Annotated in this window: 22 protein-coding genes; 13 read left to right on the top strand and 9 right to left on the bottom strand. The window is 68.9% G+C overall.

Translation table 11 applies throughout. From position 1 onward, the window contains the following. Positions 1-122 precede the first annotated feature (122 nt). Positions 123-623 carry a CGNR zinc finger domain-containing protein gene (locus BLW75_RS21805; RefSeq protein ID WP_091598043.1) on the bottom strand — a complete coding sequence of 167 codons (501 nt, stop codon included), beginning with the start codon at positions 621-623 and terminating at the stop codon, positions 123-125. 60 nt (positions 624-683) lie between these two features. Between BLW75_RS21805 and BLW75_RS21800 the strand changes: the two genes are divergently transcribed. From BLW75_RS21800 to BLW75_RS21790, 3 genes are read left to right on the top strand one after another with little or no spacing between them, the layout of a single operon-like run. Further along, on the top strand, positions 684-1,052 hold the full coding sequence (locus BLW75_RS21800) for a VOC family protein (protein WP_034310507.1): 369 nt from the start codon (positions 684-686) through the stop codon (positions 1,050-1,052). Between the two features lie 33 nt (positions 1,053-1,085). Then, complete coding sequence (locus tag BLW75_RS21795; RefSeq protein ID WP_091598040.1) at positions 1,086-1,463, top strand: zf-TFIIB domain-containing protein; 378 nt, start codon at positions 1,086-1,088, stop codon at positions 1,461-1,463. Between the two features lie 2 nt (positions 1,464-1,465). Further along, entirely contained in the window at positions 1,466-2,122 is a 657-nt protein-coding gene (locus BLW75_RS21790; RefSeq protein WP_034310511.1) for an AAA family ATPase, read from the top strand. Here BLW75_RS21790 and BLW75_RS21785 read toward each other — a convergent pair. Continuing rightward, positions 2,087-3,217, bottom strand: a complete 1,131-nt coding sequence (locus tag BLW75_RS21785; RefSeq protein ID WP_034310513.1) for a methyltransferase domain-containing protein — start codon at positions 3,215-3,217, stop codon at positions 2,087-2,089. The two genes, BLW75_RS21790 and BLW75_RS21785, sit on opposite strands and share 36 nt — an antisense overlap. Before the next feature lie 151 nt (positions 3,218-3,368). Here BLW75_RS21785 and BLW75_RS21780 point away from each other — a divergent pair, with 151 nt between their 5' ends. The 5 genes from BLW75_RS21780 to BLW75_RS21760 all read left to right on the top strand — a co-directional run bounded on the left by BLW75_RS21780 (position 3,369) and on the right by BLW75_RS21760 (position 6,850). Next, entirely contained in the window at positions 3,369-3,782 is a 414-nt protein-coding gene (locus BLW75_RS21780) for a helix-turn-helix domain-containing protein (RefSeq protein ID WP_091599887.1), read from the top strand. Continuing rightward, positions 3,779-4,453 (top strand): hypothetical protein, encoded by a 675-nt coding sequence (locus BLW75_RS21775; RefSeq protein WP_034310519.1) that lies wholly within the window; start codon positions 3,779-3,781, stop codon positions 4,451-4,453. Before BLW75_RS21780 ends, BLW75_RS21775 begins: the two co-directional genes overlap by 4 nt. Before the next feature lie 84 nt (positions 4,454-4,537). Next, positions 4,538-4,831 (top strand): DUF2516 family protein, encoded by a 294-nt coding sequence (locus BLW75_RS21770; protein ID WP_034310520.1) that lies wholly within the window; start codon positions 4,538-4,540, stop codon positions 4,829-4,831. A gap of 13 nt (positions 4,832-4,844) precedes the next feature. Next, the gene (locus tag BLW75_RS21765; protein WP_034310522.1) at positions 4,845-5,399 is read left to right on the top strand and encodes a YbaK/EbsC family protein; all 555 of its coding nucleotides are present in this window, start codon (positions 4,845-4,847) and stop codon (positions 5,397-5,399) included. Beyond that, positions 5,396-6,850 (top strand): aromatic amino acid lyase, encoded by a 1,455-nt coding sequence (locus BLW75_RS21760; protein WP_091598037.1) that lies wholly within the window; start codon positions 5,396-5,398, stop codon positions 6,848-6,850. The genes BLW75_RS21765 and BLW75_RS21760 overlap by 4 nt, the downstream gene beginning before the upstream one ends. Here the strand turns inward: BLW75_RS21760 and BLW75_RS21755 are convergent. Both BLW75_RS21755 and BLW75_RS21750 read right to left on the bottom strand, forming a co-directional pair. Beyond that, positions 6,789-7,505, bottom strand: coding sequence for an ABC transporter permease (locus tag BLW75_RS21755; protein ID WP_034310788.1), 717 nt, complete (start codon positions 7,503-7,505; stop codon positions 6,789-6,791). The genes BLW75_RS21760 and BLW75_RS21755 overlap by 62 nt on opposite strands. Next, positions 7,502-8,188 carry an ABC transporter permease gene (locus tag BLW75_RS21750; RefSeq protein WP_167373618.1) on the bottom strand — a complete coding sequence of 229 codons (687 nt, stop codon included), beginning with the start codon at positions 8,186-8,188 and terminating at the stop codon, positions 7,502-7,504. Before BLW75_RS21750 ends, BLW75_RS21755 begins: the two co-directional genes overlap by 4 nt. A gap of 151 nt (positions 8,189-8,339) precedes the next feature. Here BLW75_RS21750 and BLW75_RS21745 point away from each other — a divergent pair, with 151 nt between their 5' ends. The 3 genes from BLW75_RS21745 to BLW75_RS21735 all read left to right on the top strand — a co-directional run bounded on the left by BLW75_RS21745 (position 8,340) and on the right by BLW75_RS21735 (position 10,940). Continuing rightward, complete coding sequence (locus BLW75_RS21745; protein WP_091599885.1) at positions 8,340-9,260, top strand: ABC transporter substrate-binding protein; 921 nt, start codon at positions 8,340-8,342, stop codon at positions 9,258-9,260. A 147-nt stretch (positions 9,261-9,407) separates the two neighbouring features. Beyond that, positions 9,408-9,842 carry an SRPBCC family protein gene (locus BLW75_RS21740; protein WP_034310528.1) on the top strand — a complete coding sequence of 145 codons (435 nt, stop codon included), beginning with the start codon at positions 9,408-9,410 and terminating at the stop codon, positions 9,840-9,842. Between the two features lie 99 nt (positions 9,843-9,941). Continuing rightward, positions 9,942-10,940: an NADP-dependent oxidoreductase gene (locus tag BLW75_RS21735; protein ID WP_034310530.1), complete on the top strand. Its 999-nt coding sequence runs from the start codon at positions 9,942-9,944 to the stop codon at positions 10,938-10,940. A 54-nt stretch (positions 10,941-10,994) separates the two neighbouring features. On the opposite strand, the gene BLW75_RS21730 is transcribed toward BLW75_RS21735, so the two are convergent. The 5 genes from BLW75_RS21730 to BLW75_RS21710 all read right to left on the bottom strand — a co-directional run bounded on the left by BLW75_RS21730 (position 10,995) and on the right by BLW75_RS21710 (position 14,606). Beyond that, complete coding sequence (locus BLW75_RS21730; RefSeq protein WP_034310533.1) at positions 10,995-11,624, bottom strand: pyridoxamine 5'-phosphate oxidase family protein; 630 nt, start codon at positions 11,622-11,624, stop codon at positions 10,995-10,997. A gap of 120 nt (positions 11,625-11,744) precedes the next feature. Continuing rightward, positions 11,745-12,629 carry a formyltetrahydrofolate deformylase gene (gene purU, locus BLW75_RS21725; protein WP_198935716.1) on the bottom strand — a complete coding sequence of 295 codons (885 nt, stop codon included), beginning with the start codon at positions 12,627-12,629 and terminating at the stop codon, positions 11,745-11,747. Beyond that, positions 12,607-13,266 carry a DedA family protein gene (locus BLW75_RS21720; RefSeq protein WP_034310535.1) on the bottom strand — a complete coding sequence of 220 codons (660 nt, stop codon included), beginning with the start codon at positions 13,264-13,266 and terminating at the stop codon, positions 12,607-12,609. The genes purU and BLW75_RS21720 overlap by 23 nt, the downstream gene beginning before the upstream one ends. A gap of 63 nt (positions 13,267-13,329) precedes the next feature. Beyond that, positions 13,330-14,127: a hypothetical protein gene (locus tag BLW75_RS21715; RefSeq protein WP_034310538.1), complete on the bottom strand. Its 798-nt coding sequence runs from the start codon at positions 14,125-14,127 to the stop codon at positions 13,330-13,332. Then, positions 14,109-14,606, bottom strand: coding sequence for a DUF2505 domain-containing protein (locus tag BLW75_RS21710; RefSeq protein ID WP_034310540.1), 498 nt, complete (start codon positions 14,604-14,606; stop codon positions 14,109-14,111). The genes BLW75_RS21715 and BLW75_RS21710 overlap by 19 nt, the downstream gene beginning before the upstream one ends. Before the next feature lie 26 nt (positions 14,607-14,632). Between BLW75_RS21710 and BLW75_RS21705 the strand changes: the two genes are divergently transcribed. After that, positions 14,633-15,685 carry a UDP-N-acetylmuramate dehydrogenase gene (locus BLW75_RS21705; protein ID WP_034310542.1) on the top strand — a complete coding sequence of 351 codons (1,053 nt, stop codon included), beginning with the start codon at positions 14,633-14,635 and terminating at the stop codon, positions 15,683-15,685. Between the two features lie 211 nt (positions 15,686-15,896). Further along, the gene (locus BLW75_RS21700; protein WP_034310543.1) at positions 15,897-17,072 is read left to right on the top strand and encodes a L,D-transpeptidase; all 1,176 of its coding nucleotides are present in this window, start codon (positions 15,897-15,899) and stop codon (positions 17,070-17,072) included. Positions 17,073-17,102 lie beyond the last annotated feature (30 nt).

The following is a 17,102-nucleotide window of genomic DNA, read 5'->3' as shown; positions in this document are numbered from 1 at the left end:
AGACCGCCTGGCTTTCGCGACGTCGCGGTGACTGAAAGCGCCCATCGCCGCATGCGACGCGACGAAAGCGTCCTTCACCGCGTGAGACGCGGTGAAGGACGCTTTCAGTCCACACCGCGGGCTCAGGTCGAGATGTCCGCCGTCCGGGCCCGCCAGGCCCGCGCCTTCTCCCGGTTCCCGCAGGCCCGCATAGAGCACCACGTCCTCGACCGGTTCCTCGATTCGTCGTAGAACGCCCACAGGCAGTCGTCCGCGGGGCAGATCTTGAGCCGGATCCATTCGCCGAGCACGGTCAGCCGCGTCGACGCCGCCATCACCGCCTCGCAGACCGTTTCCGCGACGAGAAGCGGCCCTTCCGGACCGAGGACTATCTCCGCCGGCGCGCGCAGGCCGGGCCGCGGGAGCCGCGGGTCACCGATCGCGGCGCGCAGCGCGTCCCGGGTTTCGCGTGCGGCCACGGGGGTATCCGCGCGAAGCCGGTGATCCCGCGCCCAGTGCTGCCAGGACTCCAGATCATCCAGGAGGTCGGTGCCGCGTTCGACGTTCACCGTGTTCAGAAACTCGACCACCAGGGACGCGTCGGTGTTCACCTTCCCCAGTGTACGGGCGAGACCGGTTGTCATCGGCTCCGATAACCCGCATACTCATTTCACTGGTTACTCGATCATTGGGGAGGCTGAACCATGGGTGCGGTACCGACCTTCGGCGCGGTGGCGCTCGACTGCCCGGACCCGGTCGCGCTCGCGGAGTTCTACCGCGAGCTGCTCGACTGGGAGGCGGCCGAAGTCGCCGAGGACGGCCATTGGGTGACGCTGCGGAACCCGGAGGGCGGCGCGCGGTTCTCGTTCCAGCGCGTGCCCGACCACCGGCCGCCCGCGTGGCCGTCCGCCGAGAACCCGCAGCAGGCCCACGTCGACCTCGACGTCACCGACATGGAGGCCGCGCACGAGCGCGCGCTGAAGATCGGCGCGAAGCTGCTCGACGACTCGCCGGAGACCTTCCGCGTGTACGCGGATCCGGCCGGGCACCCGTTTTGTCTGTGCGCCTGCTGACCTCGGACGAGAAAAATGCGTAATCTCTGATACGTGATTTGTCCGAAGTGCCAGAACGCCATGAAGACCGTCGACAAGAACGGCATCCACATCGACCAGTGCCAGGGGTGCCGCGGCATCTTCCTGGACCGGGGTGAGCTGGAAGCCATCGCCGGTGCCGAGAACTCGTACTACGGCGGCGGGCACCAGCCGCCCCCGCCGTACCAGGGAGGTGGACACGCGCCGGCTCCGCACTACGGACGGCCGGACTCCCCGCGGCCGCATCGCGGCGGCTACGCGGATTCGCCGAAGGGCTACCGCGGCGGCTACGCGGACTCGCCCAGGGGACACCGCGGCGGCTACGCGGATTCGCCGCACGGCTACGGCCACAAGCGTCGCAAGGGCGGCTTCCTCGAGGGCCTGTTCGACTGACCGTGGTCCTCGATCTCAAGATCTGCCCGGCCTGCGGCGATCGCGCCGAACGGCCACGAGTCGAGAACGGGCTGCTGGTGTGCGCGGTATGCGCCCACCAGTGGCCGTTCCGGCGGCTTCCGTTGTTCGCGCTGACCGGGCCGAGCGGCGCCGGTAAGTCGACGGTCGGGCCGCGGCTGGCGGACCGGCTCGGCGATCTCGCGCTCGTGGTCGAGCAGGACGTGTTGTGGACCGGGGCGTTGCGTGACGACGTTCCCGGCCATCCCGCGTTCCGCTCGACCTGGTTGCGGATGGCGGCGATGCTGCACCAGAACGGGCGGCCGGTCGTGCTCTGCGGCACCGTCGCGCCGCCCGAGTTCGAGCGGCTGCCCGAGCGCGTCTTCTTCTCCGACATCCACTACTTGGCCCTCGTCAGCGAGCCCGACGCGCTGCGCAAGCGTTTGCTCGCCCGCCCGGCCTGGCGCGAATGGGACGAGGAGCGGGTCGAGGAGATGCTGGAGTTCAACGAGTGGCTGCAAGCGGAAGCGCCCTCGATGGATCCGCCGGTCGAGTTGTTCGACACCACGCACATCCCGGTGGACGACGCCGTCGACCACGTCGAGAAGTGGGTGCGAAGCCTGCTTTCAGGGGCGCAGCGGCCAAGTGCGGCCGTCGGGTGAATCCAGCCAGATCACCTGGTCCTCGCCGTCGAGGCTGAGCCCGAACCGGTCCCGCCCCGGCTCACCGAGGCCGAGCCAGTCTTCGTGCGCCGCTTCGACGATCTCCCACAGCCGCCGCGGGCCTCCTTCGGCCACTTCGAACCCGCCGCCCCGCTGCCGATGCCGCAGCCATGAGCCGTCCGGATGGACCAGCGTGGTGCTCTGCCCCGCCCGCGCGGCCGTCACGCCCGGAAGGTGAAGTCCGGCGAAGAACTCGAAGCGGCTGCGGACTTCGGTGAGCACGCCCATCGGCAGCCGGGTCGGCCGCCAAGAGACATCGCCTTCGAGCGCCTTCGACGGCTTGAAGCGGTGTGCGCGCAGTGGCATGAAGCGACCGTCGCGGGCGAGCACCCGCCCCTGTCCCGTCGCGCCCTCGCCCGCGACGATCCGGACGAGTCCGCCGCCGATCGGCCGGTTCAGCGTGGTGACGATCAGCCCGCCCGGCATCGTCTGCTCCAGCCACGCCGGCGGGATCGACGACACCGAACAGGTGCACAGCACCCGGTCGTAGAGGACACCCGCCGGAAAACCCTCGGCGCCGTCGGCCGCCGCGCACGAGGGCGCGTACCCGATCTCCGCCAAGCGTTTGCGCGCGGCGTCGACCAGCTCCGGATCGATGTCCACCGTGTACACGAGCCCGGATCCGAGCCGATGACACAGCAGGGCGGTGTTGTAGCCGGTGCCCGTGCCGATCTCCAGTACGCGATGTCCGTCGGCGACCCGGAGCTCTTCGAGCATGATCGCCATGATCGACGGCTGGCTGGACGAACTCGTCGGCGTTCCCGGCTGGGCGCCGAGATAACGCGCCCGTTCCCAGAGTCCCGAGTCGTCGTCGAGCTGGACGACCAGCACATCGGGGGAGTACACGCGCCGGAGCCATTCGTCGTCGCCGCTTTCGACCGCGGCCCAGCCGTTCGCCGCCGGGACGAAGAACCGCGGCAGGAAGACGTGTCTCGGCACGGAGCGGAACGCGGTCATCCAGCGCGCGTCGTGCAGCACGCCCTCGGCGAGCAGATGCTCGACGAGGCGCCGTCGCAGCCGCGTCGCGTTCGACATCCCCCCACGGTAGCGGGGTGAGGGCCAACACACCCGATGGTTGCAAGCAGAGTGCTTGCAATTGCTAGCACCCGCGCGTAGCGTTGGAGACGTCGCGAGGAGGTGACCGATGTCAGACATCGACCGGGATCAGCCCGCATCGGGTGGACCGATGGAGAAGGTCGCGGACATCGCTTCCGACATCGGCGAGTACATCCGCCAGCAGCGCAGCAACGCGAAGATCTCCTTGCGGCAGCTGTCGAAACTCGCCGGCGTGTCCAATCCGTACCTGAGCCAGATCGAGCGCGGGGTCCGCAAGCCCAGCGCGGAGATCCTCCAGCAGATCGCCAAGGGCCTGCGCATCTCGGCCGAGGCGCTCTACGTGCAAGCGGGAATCCTCGATCTGCCCACGGGCGGCCCGGTCGGCGACGCGATCCGCGCCGACATCGAGCTGACCGAACGGCAGAAACAGGTCCTGCTCGACGTCTACGAATCGTTCCGCCGCGAGAACGCCGCCGCGAAACCCGCGGTGGCGGCCAAGGCGAAAACCGAAGACCAAGTCACAGAAACCAAGGAGTCAGCATGACCACGGCCACCAAGACCGACCGCAAGCACACCGCCCTCGACCAGGTCCGCACGCCGCTGCTGGCCGCGCTGGGCGCCGGCAACCTGGCGGGCCAGGCCGTCGTCGACGCCGTGTCCAAGGCCAAGGAGAAGGTCGTCGAGGGCAGCGAGACCGCCCGCAAGAACATCGAGGAGCTCCCGCACGACGTCGAGGGCCTCCGCGAGAAGCTGGACCCGGCCGAACTGCGCAAGGTCATCGACGAGTACACCGAAGCCGCGCTGAAGCTGTACAACAAGCTGGCCGAGTCCGGCGAGCAGGCGTGGGACAAGATCGCCGCGCAGCCGCAGGTCAAGAAGGCCATCGAGCAGCTCGAAGACGCGATCAGCACCGCGCAGGACCGGGTCGAGGGCGCGACCACCGACGCCCGTGAGCGCATCGACACCGTGCTCGGCAAGGTCACCAAGGGCACCCGCTCGGTCGGCGAGAAGGCCGCCCGCAAGGTCTCCGACGCCGCGGTCGACCTCGCCGGCGAGGTCGAGGAGATCGGCGACGACCTCGCGCACGAGACTCGCTCGGCTTCGCGCAAGGTCGCCAACAAGACCGAGCCGAAGACCACGACCCCCGCGCGCCGCACCACCACCAGCCCGGCCGCCAAGAAGCCGGCCACCGCGCCGAAGACCACCGAGAAGTAAGGTCCGCGTGAACTCCCGGGCCCCCGGCACCGCTTCGGTGCCGGGGGCCCGGGTCATTCGCCCGGTTTGACGTAAGCTGAGTTCGTGTTCGTTGCCACCTGGATCCTCATCGCCATCCATTGGGGCGGCGCGCTGACGGGGCTGTTCGCTTTCGTGCATGCGCTGTTGCAGCGCGCGGACGCGTACTCGGCCGCCGATCGGAAGACCAAGCCCATCTGGATGCTCATCACCGGTGGGTCCACCGTGGTGCTGACGTTCTTCCAGTTCTACGGCGGCGGCATGATCCTGTGGCTGCCCGCGCTGGTCGCGGTCCTGGTCTACCTCGTGGACGTCCGCCCCAAGCTCATCGAGGTGCAACGCGGCGGCCGCAACTGGTGACTATCGTGGCGCTGTGACCAACTGGACCATCGCCGGAAGCCTCACCGTCGTCCCCGCCCTCTCCCGCACGGATCTGCTCGCCGAGCCTGTCGCCAAGGCGCTCGCCGCCCTGCCCGATCCGGACGCCGTCGGCGTCGTCGAGATCGACGCCGAGCTGGCCGACACCGCGGCCTTCTGCGAGGCATACGGCTCACCGCTCTCCGCGTCCGCGAACTGCGTCGTCGTCGCCGGCAAACGCGCCGGTGAGGTCCGCTTCGCCGCCGCGATGATCCTCGCCACCACCCGCGCCGACGTGAACGGCGTGATCAAGCGCCGTCTCGACGTCCGCAAGGCCTCCTTCGCCCCGATGGACGAGGCCGTCTCGCTCACCGGGATGGAGTACGGCGGCATCACGCCGGTCGGCCTCCCCGCGGAGTGGCCGATCCTGATCGACCAGCGCGTCGCCGACGAACCCGAACTGGTCATCGGCAGCGGTATCCGCGGCGGCAAGCTGCTGATCTCGGGCTCGACCCTCGCGTCGCTGCCCGGCGCCGAGGTGATCGACGGGCTCGCGCGCCCCGTCGAGTGAGGCTGTCCACAAAGGACTTCCCGCTGGCCTCGGCCTTCGAGGCCGGTTTCCTCGAGATCGACCCCGCGTTGCTGGCCGAGCTCGGCGAGAACCGCGCCCGTGTCCTCGCCGCGCTGACCGACCGCCCCGTCTACGGCGTGAACACCGGGATGGGGCGGCTCGCGGGGATCGCCGCGCCCGCGTCGAGCGCGCGCCGGCGGAACCTGCTGATCGGCCGCGCCGTCGGCGGCCCGCCCTGGCTCTCGGCCGACGAAGTGCGGTGGCTGCTGCTCGTGCGCCTGCGGGATCTGCTCGCGCCCGAAGCGGGGGCGAGCCCGGAGCTGGTGACGTTCCTCGTCGACCGCCTGAACGAGGGGTTCACTCCCGCCGTACCGCGGACGGGGCTGGGCAGCGCCGGCGAGATCATCCCGCTGGCGCACGCCTTCCAGACCTTCCTCGGCGTCGGCACCGTGCTGGTGGACGGCGTCGAGACGCCCGCGGCGGAAGTGCTGGCGGAGCCGTACGAGCCAGGGCACAAGGAGGCCGCGACCCTCATCCAGGGCTCGCCGGTGGCGGAGACACTCGCCGCCTTCGCGCGGACCGAGGTCCAGCGGGTGGTGGACCTCCAGACGCTGGCCGCCGCGATCGCGATCGACGTCCTCGGTGCGCCGCAAGCGATCTACCGACCCGCGCTGGCCGGAGACGATCAGGTGCTGGAGTCGGTGCTGTACGAGATCGTCGGCTTGCTCGACAGTGCCACGGAGCGCCCGGAAGTCGTCCAAGCACCGGTCTCCGTGCGCGTCGCGCCGCGGGCGATCGCCCACCTGACGCGGGTGAACGGTGAGCTGGGTGCGGTCCTGCGGCGTTCCGTGCCGACCGATTCGCCCGTGTTCCTCGACGGCGAATTCGTGTCCACGACGGGATTCCACGCAGTCGAACTCGGGCTGCGGATGGACGCGGTGACGGCGGCGCTGGTGCATCTCGGCGAAGTGAGCGTGCAGCGGACGCACCGGTTGCTCGACGAGCGGTTCAGCGGCCTTCCCGCGCAACTGGCGGTGGATCCGGGACCGCAGGCGGGGCTGGTTCCCTTGCACAAACGCGCGGTGGGGGAACTGCACGCGCTGCGGCGGCTCGCCACCCCCGCGACGTTGGGTTCCGTCGACACTTCCGGTGGGCAGGAGGACGTGCAGGCGTTCGCCTGGGCGGCGGGGAACCAGCTCCGTGACGCTTGCGCGCGGATGTTCGCCATCACGGCCTGCGAGCTGATCACGGGTTCGCAGGCGCGATTCCTGGCGCCTGGGGACGGTTCGCCCGGGCTTCGCGAGACTTACGGGTGGCTTCGGGAGCTGGTGCCGCCTGTCGAAGAGGATCGGGCCTTGGGACCGGAGGTGGCGGCTTTGGTTTCGGCGCTCAGGACCGGGCGTCCGCGCGGGACTGGATCGCCAACCCGCGCGGGGTCACCCAACGCGTGACGAGCGCGAAAACCCCTTCGCACACCAAAGCCAGTACGACGACCGCGATGCCGCCCGCCAGGATCTCGCCGTGGCCGGGATCGCCGAGGGCGAAACCGTCCACAATGTACCGGCCGAGCCCGCCGCCGTCGTTGACGATCGCGCCGATCGCGACCGTCGCCACCAGTTGCAGGAACGCGACACGGGCACCCGCCAGGATGACCGGCGACGCGAGCGGCAACTCCAGTCGCAGCATGATCTGCCACTCGCGGTAGCCGGTTCCGCGCGCGGCGTCGACGGTTTCCTGCTCCAACTGGATGACGCCCGCGTAGGTGTTCGTGAACAACGGCGGCAGCGCCAAGGCCACCAGCGCGAGCATCAACGGCCAGAACGTCGTGTCGGCTTCGAGCCGGGCGGCCAGGAACCAGAACAGGATCACGAGTCCGAAGCTGGGGATCGCGCGGCCGATGTTCACCGCGCTCGTGGCGAGGAACTGCGCGCGTCGGTAGTGCGCCAGCCATAATGCGGGCGGAATCGTCAGCACGGCCGAGATCGCCAGCGCCAGCAAGGAGAACTGGAGATGCTCGACCGTCCGGTACGGCACGCCCGCCGGATCCGTCCAGCTCCAGCGATTCGGTTCGCCGAACCACTCGATGGTCTGGTCGATGATGCTCATCGCGACGCCGCCTTCCGCGACCACGGCGCCAGCGCGCGCCCTCCGAGCCACAGCAGCAGATCGACCACCACGGCCAGCACCACGGAAAGCACGACGCCGACGATGATCGACGTCGGGTTCGGCGTCGTGGTCTGGATCCCGTTGCGGATGAAGTACCCGAGACCACCCTTGCCGAGCATGGAAGTCACCGTCACGAGCCCGATCGTGGTCACCGCCGCGACCCGCAGGCCGGCGATCACCACCGGCAGCGCGAGCGGGAGTTCGACCTGCCACAGCAACCGCGAACGCGTGAAACCCATGCCCAGCGCGGCTTCGCGGACTTCCTTGGGCACTTGTTCGACACCGGTGACGATGTTGCGGATGAGGATCAGCAACGTGTACGTGGCCAAGGGAATCACCGCGGTGGTGAAGGACGTCAGGCCGGTGAAGGGCACCAGTACGGCGAAGGCGCCGAGGCTCGGGATGACGTACAGCGAACCCGCCGTGCTCAGCGCGATGACGTAGAACCACCTGCGACGCAGCGAAACCACGGAAACACCGATCGACACCACCAGCCCGATGGCGAGGGCCGCCGCGGTCAGTGTGATGTGCTCGCCGAGCCGCTCGAAGATCTCGTCGAGGTTGCGGTCCACCCACCGCCACTCGAAGAGCGGCCGTCCGCCTTGGGCGGGAACGGGGAACACGGAGGATGCTCGCACCGGCCGACCTTACCCCGATCGGGCGGCCGGATTCCGCTCTCTGGGAGCAGAGGGGGCGCAACTCTCAAAATGTGGATTCTGTCGTGGCCCGGGGATACGGTTCATTCCTCTGAACGAGTCATAGGAGTGTGTGCACGTGCGCTGGACACGGAACGTTCGAGTGGGCGCGGTGCTCGCCGCCGCCCTCCTCGGTATGACCGCCTGTGGGGGCGGAGACGACGCGGCGGCCCCGGCCGCGCCGAGCAAGGGCGGGGCGCCGATCGTGGTCGCCTCCTTCAACTTCACCGACAGCCTGATCCTCGCCGAGTTGTACGCGAACGCGTTGGAGGCCAAGGGTTATCCGATCACCCGCAAGCTGAACCTCGGTTCGCGCGAGCTGATCTACCCGGCACTGAAATCCGGCGAACTCCAGTTCATCCCGGAATACCAGGGAGCCGCCATCACCACCGGCTTCGGCAAGGAGGCCGCGAAGGACGCGGCGGGCGAGCACGAACAGCTCAAGAAGCTGTTCGAGCCCGACGGCATCGGCCTGCTCGACTACTCGCCCGCCGAGGACAAGAACACCTACATCGTGAAGGCCGACCTCGCCAAGGAGAAGGGCCTCGCGAAGATCAGCGACCTGTCCAAGGTCGACAACGTCATCGTCGCGGGCGGGCCGGAGTGCGCGGAGCGGCTTCCCTGCTTCAAGGGCTTCACGGACATCTACAAGCTGAAGGCCACGTTCCAGACCGTGCAGGAAGCGGGCCCGCGCGTCGAGCAGCTGCGGTCCGGCAAGGTCACCGTCATCCCGGTCGACTCGGTGAGCCCGCTCGTCGGCGACCCGCAGTTCGTGGCGCTCGAGGACGACCTCGGCATCGTGCCGACCGAGAACGTCGTGCCGGCGGTGAACAAGAAGGTCCTCGACGAGCGCGGCGCCGACTTCGCGGCCGCCGTCAACGCCGTGAGCAAGGCGCTCGACACAGTGCAGCTGCGTGAGCTGAACAAGCGCGTCGACTCGGACGGCGAGAAGCCGGCCGATGTCGCGAAGGACTGGCTGAAGGAAAAGTCCCTCATCTAGAGCTGAAGTACGTGAAGGCCCCCTTCATTGCGCTAGACGCAGTGAAGGGGGCCTTCACGTACTTGCGCCGAGGGGCCGCCCGCTCCGGCTGCGAGCACCGGTGGAATCGTGGACGCTGTCGTTGCAACACGGGTGAAAGGGAGTGGGATGGGAAAGGTCACGGCCATCGCGGAGCGCACCATCGAGGCGCCGGCGGACAAGGTCAGGGCGCTCGTCGCGGACTACGCCGAAACCCGGCCGAAGCTGCTGACCGAGCACTACCGCGACTACGAGGTCACCGAAGGCGGTGTCGGCGCGGGCACGAAGGCGCGCTGGAAGCTGCAGGCCACGTCGAAGCGCGTGCGTGACGTCGCCGCGACGGTGACCGAGCCGTCCGAGGGCACCCTCGTCGAGACCGACGCGAACTCCAGCATGGTCACCACCTGGACCGTCCGCGAGGTGCCGGACGGCAGCGTCGTCCGCATCGAGACGACCTGGGACGGCGCGGGCGGTATCGGCGGCTTCTTCGAAAAGACCTTCGCGCCCGGTGGGCTCAAGCGGATCTACGAGGGAGTGCTCGGCAAACTCGCCGAGGTCGTGTAGTGCTCGCCACAACCGGAATGGTCGCCCCGGTTCGTTCGTTGTACCCGTCGTGAATACGGGGCGACCGCCCCGCTTGGGCAACAGACTTGGAGTTACCTCGTGAACGCAACCGAGATCCGGCTCGCATCCCGTCCGCACGGCGTCCCCACGCTCGAGAACTTCGAGATCGCCGACGTCGAGATCCCGGTGCCGGGCGAGGGGCAGATCCTGGTCCGCAACCAGGTGCTGAGCGTGGACCCGTACATGCGCGGCCGGATGAGCAGCGCGAAGTCCTACGCCGAACCGTACGAGGTCGGCAAGGTCATGCACGGCGGCGCCGTCGGTGAAGTGCTCGAGTCCACCGTGGACGATTTCCAGCCGGGTGACATCGTGCTGCACGGGCTCGGCTGGCGCTCCCACGCCGTCGTCGACGCGAAGCACGCTGTGAAGGTCGACCCCGAAGCCGCGCCGATCACCGCGTACCTCGGTGTCCTCGGCATGACCGGGCTCACCGCGTACGCCGGCCTGCTCGACGTCGCGGAGTTCAAAGAGGGCGACACCGTCTTCGTGTCCGGCGCGGCGGGCGCGGTCGGTTCCGTCGTCGGTCAGCTGGCGAAGCTGAAGGGCGCGAAGCGGGTCATCGGCAGCGCGGGCACCGACGAGAAGGTCAAGTGGCTGACCGACGAGCTGGGCTTCGACGCGGCGTTCAACTACAAGGACGCCCCGGTCGCCGAGCAGCTGCGCGCGGCGGCGCCCGAGGGTATCGACGTGTACTTCGACAACGTCGGCGGCGAGCACCTCGAAGCCGCGATCGACTCGATCAACCTGCACGGCCGGATGGCGATCTGCGGGATGATCTCGGTCTACAACAACACCGAACCGGCCGCGGCGCCGCGCAACCTCGCGTCGATCATCGCGAAGCGGTTCACCATGCGCGGCATGCTGGTCGGCGACCACTTCGCGCTCCAGCCGCAGTTCGTCAAGGAGGTCGCGCCGCTGGTCGCCTCCGGCGAGCTCAAGTACTCGGAGACCATTGTGGACGGTATCCGCAACGCACCGCAGGCCTTCCTCGATCTGCTGGGCGGAGCGAACACCGGCAAGATGCTGGTCCGCGTCTGACCTGAAGCGAAGGACGCTTTCCCCGCATCTCATGCGAGGAAAGTGTCCTTCGGATCAGTACTGCGTCGTGAGCGCGCCTTCGGTCAGCGCGGCGTCCAGCGCCTCCGCCGACATGTCCAGCTTCATCTGGTCGCGGAAGATCTGGCCGGCGGTCGGCAGGCTGGACCGCTCCGGCCAGGTTTCCGGCTTCCACAGCGACGACCGCAGGAAAGCCTTGGCGCAGTGCATGTACAGCTCTTCGACCTCGACCATGATCGCCAGTGCGGGCCGCTTTCCCTTGACCACGAGGTCGTCGAAGAACGGCGCGTCCGCGACCAGTTTCGCGCGGCCGTTGATCCGCAGCGTCTCGTTCATCCCCGGGATCAGGAACAGCAGCCCGGCGTGCGGGTTCTCGAGGATGTTGGTCTGGCTGTCGAGCAGCTTGTTGCCCGGGCGGTCCGCCAGCACCAGCGTCTTGTCGTCGAGGACCTTCACCGAACCGGCCGGGTCGCCCCGCGGGGAGACGTCACAGGTCCCGTCGGACGACGCCGTCGCCAGCAGATAGAACGGCGAGTGCTCGATCAGCGTGCGGGCATGCGGGTCGAGGAAGGGGATGATCTTCCCCTTGGTGCGCTCGGCCGGGTGGCCGAGGTGCTCACGCAGCGCTTCGCGCGTCTCGATCACCTTGATCTCTGAGGTCCCCATGGAACCAGTGAACCACTAGGCGCTGTCCTGTGGGTCTGTCCGCGGTCTTCGCGCCCAGGTGCTCCCTGACGGCACGGGCGGGCGCGGCCGAGTACGACCCGTCCGCACCGCCAGGAACCACTAGAACACGACAGTCCGGTTCCCGTGCACCAGCACGCGGCCTTCGAGGTGCCACCGCAGCCCGCGCGCCAGCGTCACCTTCTCGATGTCGCGGCCCTTGCGGACCATGTCCTCGACGGAGTCGCCGTGGTCGACGCGGATGACGTCCTGGTCGACGATCGGGCCCGCGTCGAGGTCCGCGGTGACGTAGTGGCAGGTCGCGCCGATGAGCTTCACCCCGCGCGCGTGGGCCTGGTGATACGGCCGCGCGCCGACGAACGACGGCAGGAAGCTGTGGTGGATGTTGAGCGCCCGCCCGGCCCAGGCTTCGCACAGTTCCGGCGGCAGGACCTGCATGAACCGGGCGAGAACGACGGCGTGCGGGTCGTGCTCGTCGACGAGTTTCCGCACTTCGGCGAAGGCGGGCGCCTTGGCCGCGGCGTCACCGGCGGGGAACGGGACGTGATGGAACGGGATGCCGTGAGCGCGGGTGATGTCGCCCAGCGAAGCGTGGTTGCCGATGACGGCGGCGACGTCGACGTCCAGTTCGCCCGAGGCGACCCGGCCGAGAAGGTCGTAGAGGCAGTGCCCGGCTTTGGAGACGAGGATCACGGCGCGACGCCGCTCACCGGTGTCGCTGACCTGCCAGCTCGACTCGGCCGAAAGCGACTTCGCGACGTCGGCGAAGCGGGTGCGCAGTTCGGCGGCGTCGAACGGGAGCGAGTCGGCGCGCACGACCTGGCGCGTGAAGAACCAGCCGGTGTCGGGGTCCGTGTGGTACGCCGCTTCGACGATCCACCCGCCGTGTTCGGCGAGGAAACCCGAGATACGGGCGATGATGCCGGTGCGGTCAGGGCAGCCGAAGGAGATCACATAGCGACGTTCAGGGTTCGACACGGACTCCATTGTCGCTGGTCTCGGCCGCCGCGCGGCGCCGGGTCAGTATCCGGACGCGGACCCGCCGCCCGACCTCGATCGCCGCGACGAGCAGCAGGCCGAGCGCGAAGGACAGCAGAAGACCCTTCTCCGGTTCGTCCGCGAAGGCCGCTCCGCCGACGAGACCGATGAGGACGCTGTACACCGCCCAAATGCCCGCGCCGAGGGCGTCCAGCGGGACGAACTTGCGCGGCGGGTAGCCGAGGCTGCCGTTGGCGAGGCCGCTCGCGACCCGGCCTCCTGGCAGATAGCGGGCGGCGAGGATCAGCAGGACGGCGTTGCGCCGCACCTGGATCTTCGCCCATTCGTAGCGCCGGACGCCGTCCGGACCGCGCTGCAGGCGGGCGAGCGCTCGCGGCCCCGCGGCCGCGCCGACGGTGTAGCCGAGACAGTCGCCCAGCCAGGCCCCGAGCGCGGCGACCAGCGCGAGCAGCGCCAGCTGGGAGAAGTCCGTGCCGATCAGGACGGCGACGGTGATGACGGTGGTCTCGCTCGGCATGAACGGCAGGAGCGCGTCCAACCCGGACACGAGGAACACGATCACCCACAGCCAGGGCGATCCGAGCGTGCCCTCGAGCAGCTCGGTGACGTACTCCAGCAGTTCCACGGTTCCATGGTGATCACCGCAGGTCGCTTTGGGGTGACGGAGCGGGGTTCGACCGGTGAATTCCTAGTCCGGGGCCACCGACGACCACGGCACGGTGAGTTCACCGAGCCGCCACCGCGACGGCCGGTTCAGCACCGGCCAGCCCCGGGCGGTGAGCAGGTGGACGGTATGCGCCCAGCGGGCACGGACACCGAAGTTCTGGTGCGGCGCCGCCGTCGCCCAGCAGATGTCCAAAATGGACAGCAGTTCATGGACGCGTTCGCCGGGAACGTTGCGGTGGATGAGAATCTTGGGCAATCGTTCGGCCACTGTGGACGGACGTTCCAGGCTGGCGAGATGGACCGACAGGGTCAGGCTGCGCGGCCCGGCGGAGCCGACCGCGACCCAGGTGCTGAGCCGCCCGATCTCGTCGCAGGTGCCTTCGACGAGCAGCCCGCCCGGCGCCATCGCGTCCAGCATCAGCGACCAGGCGCCCGGGACCTCGGCTTCGTCGTACTGGCGCAGCACGTTGAACGCGCGCACCAGCACCGGCCGCGTCCCGGCGAGTTCGAAGCCGCCGCGCCGGAAGTCCAGCCACGGCCGGTCGACGGCGGTTTGCGCGACGGCGACCCGTTCGGCGTCCAGCTCCAGGCCCAGCACTCGGACGTCACGCCGGACCGTTCGCAGCCGGCGCGCCATCTCGACCGTGGTCACCGGTGAGGCGCCGTAGCCGAGGTCCACCACTAGCGGTTCGTCCGCGCGATGCAGCAGCCCGGTCACGCCGGGGTCGCTCGCGAGCCAGCGGTCGACGCGGCGGAGCCGGTTGGGGTTGGTCGTGCCCCGTGTCGGTGCCCCGACCGGTTTCAGCGCTCGGCCAGCCACTTCGCGACGAATTCGGCCTCGCGTTCCAACAGCTTGGTGACCTGCTCGGCGATCACGCCTTCCAGCTTCCCGCCGACGAACGGGATCCGCACCTTGACCTCGCCGCTGTTGACTAGCGTCGTCCGCTCGCCTTCGCCGGTCAGCGACGTCTTCGCGGTGATCTCGCCCGGCACGCCGGAGACCGACGCCGTCGCGGTGCCGGTGTAGCCGGATCCGGCGGTCTTCCAGGTCTGCTCACGCTCGACGATCAGATCGCCCCGGTGCAGCGTCCGCACGGCCGACGGGAGCTTGTCCGAGCTGATGCCCTGGCGCAGCTTGTAGCGCACGCCGTCCCCGGCCGGGGCGTACTCCAGCAGCTCCGCGTCGTCGCCGCCGATCTGCTCCAGCCTCGCCCGCAGCGCCGTCTCGCCGGCGACCGCGTCGAACGTGGTCGCGAGGTCTGCGGAGAACGTCGATCGGTGCTCGATACGGGAGGCCATGGCGCCAGACAGTACCGTTCACGGGCGTGAGCACAGCCGAAACTCCCACCCTCGCCGACCACACCACGTTGCGCCTCGGCGGTCCGGCACGGCGTTATGCCGAGGCGAAGACCGTGGAGGCCCTGGTCGACGCGGTCCGCGAGGCCGACGAAGCGGGTGAGCCGGTCCTGCTGCTCGGCGGCGGTTCGAACCTCGTCGTCGCCGACGACGGCTTCGACGGCGCGGTGCTGAAGGTCGGCACCACCGGCTGGAAACGTGACGGGGATCTCGTCGAGGTCGCGGCGGGGGAGAGCTGGGACGGTTTCGTCGAGGATCTGGTCGCGAAGGGCGTCGGCGGGCTCGAATGCCTGTCCGGGATCCCTGGATCGGTCGGTGCGACACCGATCCAGAACGTCGGCGCGTACGGCTGCGAGGTGGCCGAGTCCCTGGTCTCGGTCGACCTCTACGACCGCGCTACCCGCGAAATCCGCACCCTGAGCGCCGAAGAGCTCGGCTTCGGCTACCGCACGTCGATCCTGAAGGGGACCGACGCGGGCGTCGTGCTCACCGTGCGCTTCAAGGTAACCGAAGACGGCCTGTCCGCCCCGATCCGCTACGCCGAACTCGCTCGCACGCTCGGTGTCGAGATCGGTGACCGGGTCCCGGCGGCCGAAGCTCGCGAAGCCGTCCTCGGCCTGCGTCGCGGCAAGGGCATGGTCCTGGACGCCGACGATCACGACACGTGGAGCGCGGGCTCGTTCTTCACCAACCCGATCATCGGCGAGGCGCGGCTGGCGAAGGTGCTGGCGGGGATCGTGGATGTCGTCGGCGAGGACGTGCGCGTGCCGCAGTACCCGGCGCCCGGCGGCACGAAGCTGTCCGCCGCGTGGCTGATCGAGCGGGCCGGCTTCGTGAAGGGTCACGAAGGGCCCGGCGGCAGGGTCTCGCTGTCGACCAAGCACACGCTCGCGCTCACGAACCGCGGTAAGGCCTCGACAGAGGATCTTCTCGCTTTGGCGCGCGAAGTGCGCGATGGCGTCGAGGCCCGCTTCGGTGTTTCGCTGCACCCGGAACCCCTGTTGATCAACTGCGCGCTCTGACCCCCGCAATTCGTCATCTACTTGCGGTCTCCTTGCACGCGCAAAGATCGCAAGCAGGTGACGAATTGCGGGAGGGTGAACAACCCCACCCCGGCTTCGTGCGTCTATCCCCATGAGGGGCGCGGGGTGAGTTCCGCCGCCGCGGGTAACGTCGGAGAGGTTCCCAGCGCTGAGCGGGTAGGGGCTCGCGGGGAGCTAACGGGAGGTACACGTGATCGAACGGCGCACGGTGTTCAAGGCCGCGCTCGCCGCGGGGGCGGCCATGCTGGCCGCTGCCTGCTCCAGTGGTGAAGGCGGCAACGCCAAGCCGGAAGGCAGTGGTGCCGGAGAGCAGAACGCCGCCCCTCTCGCGAAGATCACCGCCGAACCCGCCGCCGACGCCAAGGACGCCTCCGTGGTGACGCCGGTCGTGGTGAAGGTCGCCGACGGCAAGCTCACCGAGGTCAAGGTCACCGGGGACGGCGGCAAGGACGTCAAGGGTGAACTTTCGCCCGACGGGCTCACCTGGACCAGCACCGAGGTCCTCGGCTACGGCAAGACGTACACCTACGCCGCGAAGGCCACCGGCAGCGACAACAAGCCTGCCGAGTTCAAGGGCTCGTTCAGCACGGTCAAGCCCGCCAAGGAGATTCGCGCCACGCTGAACCCGACCGACGACGCCGAGGTCGGCGTCGCGATGCCGATCAGCGTGAAGTTCGCGTCCCCGGTCAAGGACAAGGCGGCCGCCGAGAAGGCGCTCAAGGTGAAGACCGACAAGGACGTCGAGGGCTCCTGGGGCTGGCTGTCGGACACGCAGGTCGACTGGCGGCCCAAGGAGTACTGGCCCGCCAACATCAAGGTCAGCGTCGAGGCGAAGCTCTACGGTGTCGCGCTCGGCGGCGGCGCGTACGGCAAGGCCGACGTGACCACCGAGTTCAAGATCGGCCGCAACCAGGTGGTCAAGATCAACACGCCGGACCATGTGATGAAGGTCTACCGGGGCGGGTCGGAATCGGCGAGCTACCCGTGCTCGAACGGCCTCGACTCCGACGTCCAGCGCAACACCCCGAACGGCACGTTCATCGTGATGACGAAGGAGCCGACGGCGCGGTTCGACAACGCGCGCTACGGCTACACCAACGTCAACAAGAAGTGGGCCTGCCGGATCTCGAACAACGGCGAGTACATCCACGAGAACCAGGACAACGCGGCGAACATCGGCAAGGCCAACACCTCGCACGGCTGCGTGAACCTGCTCGACGCGGACGCGAAGAAGTACTTCGACACGGCGATGATCGGCGACCCGGTCGAGATCACCGGCTCGAAACTGGGCAGCCCGACCAAATCGGACGTCAAGGACTGGTTCTACGACTGGAAGTCCTGGAAGGCCCTCTCGGCGATCAAGTAGCCCCTTTGGCCTCGTGAGTGGCAAGGACGG

It is taken from the genome of Amycolatopsis lurida (genome assembly GCF_900105055.1).
GTDB classification, from domain to species: domain Bacteria; phylum Actinomycetota; class Actinomycetes; order Mycobacteriales; family Pseudonocardiaceae; genus Amycolatopsis; species Amycolatopsis lurida.
Note: the sequence above shows the minus strand (reverse complement) of the source record. Positions and strands in the feature narration are given on the sequence as shown.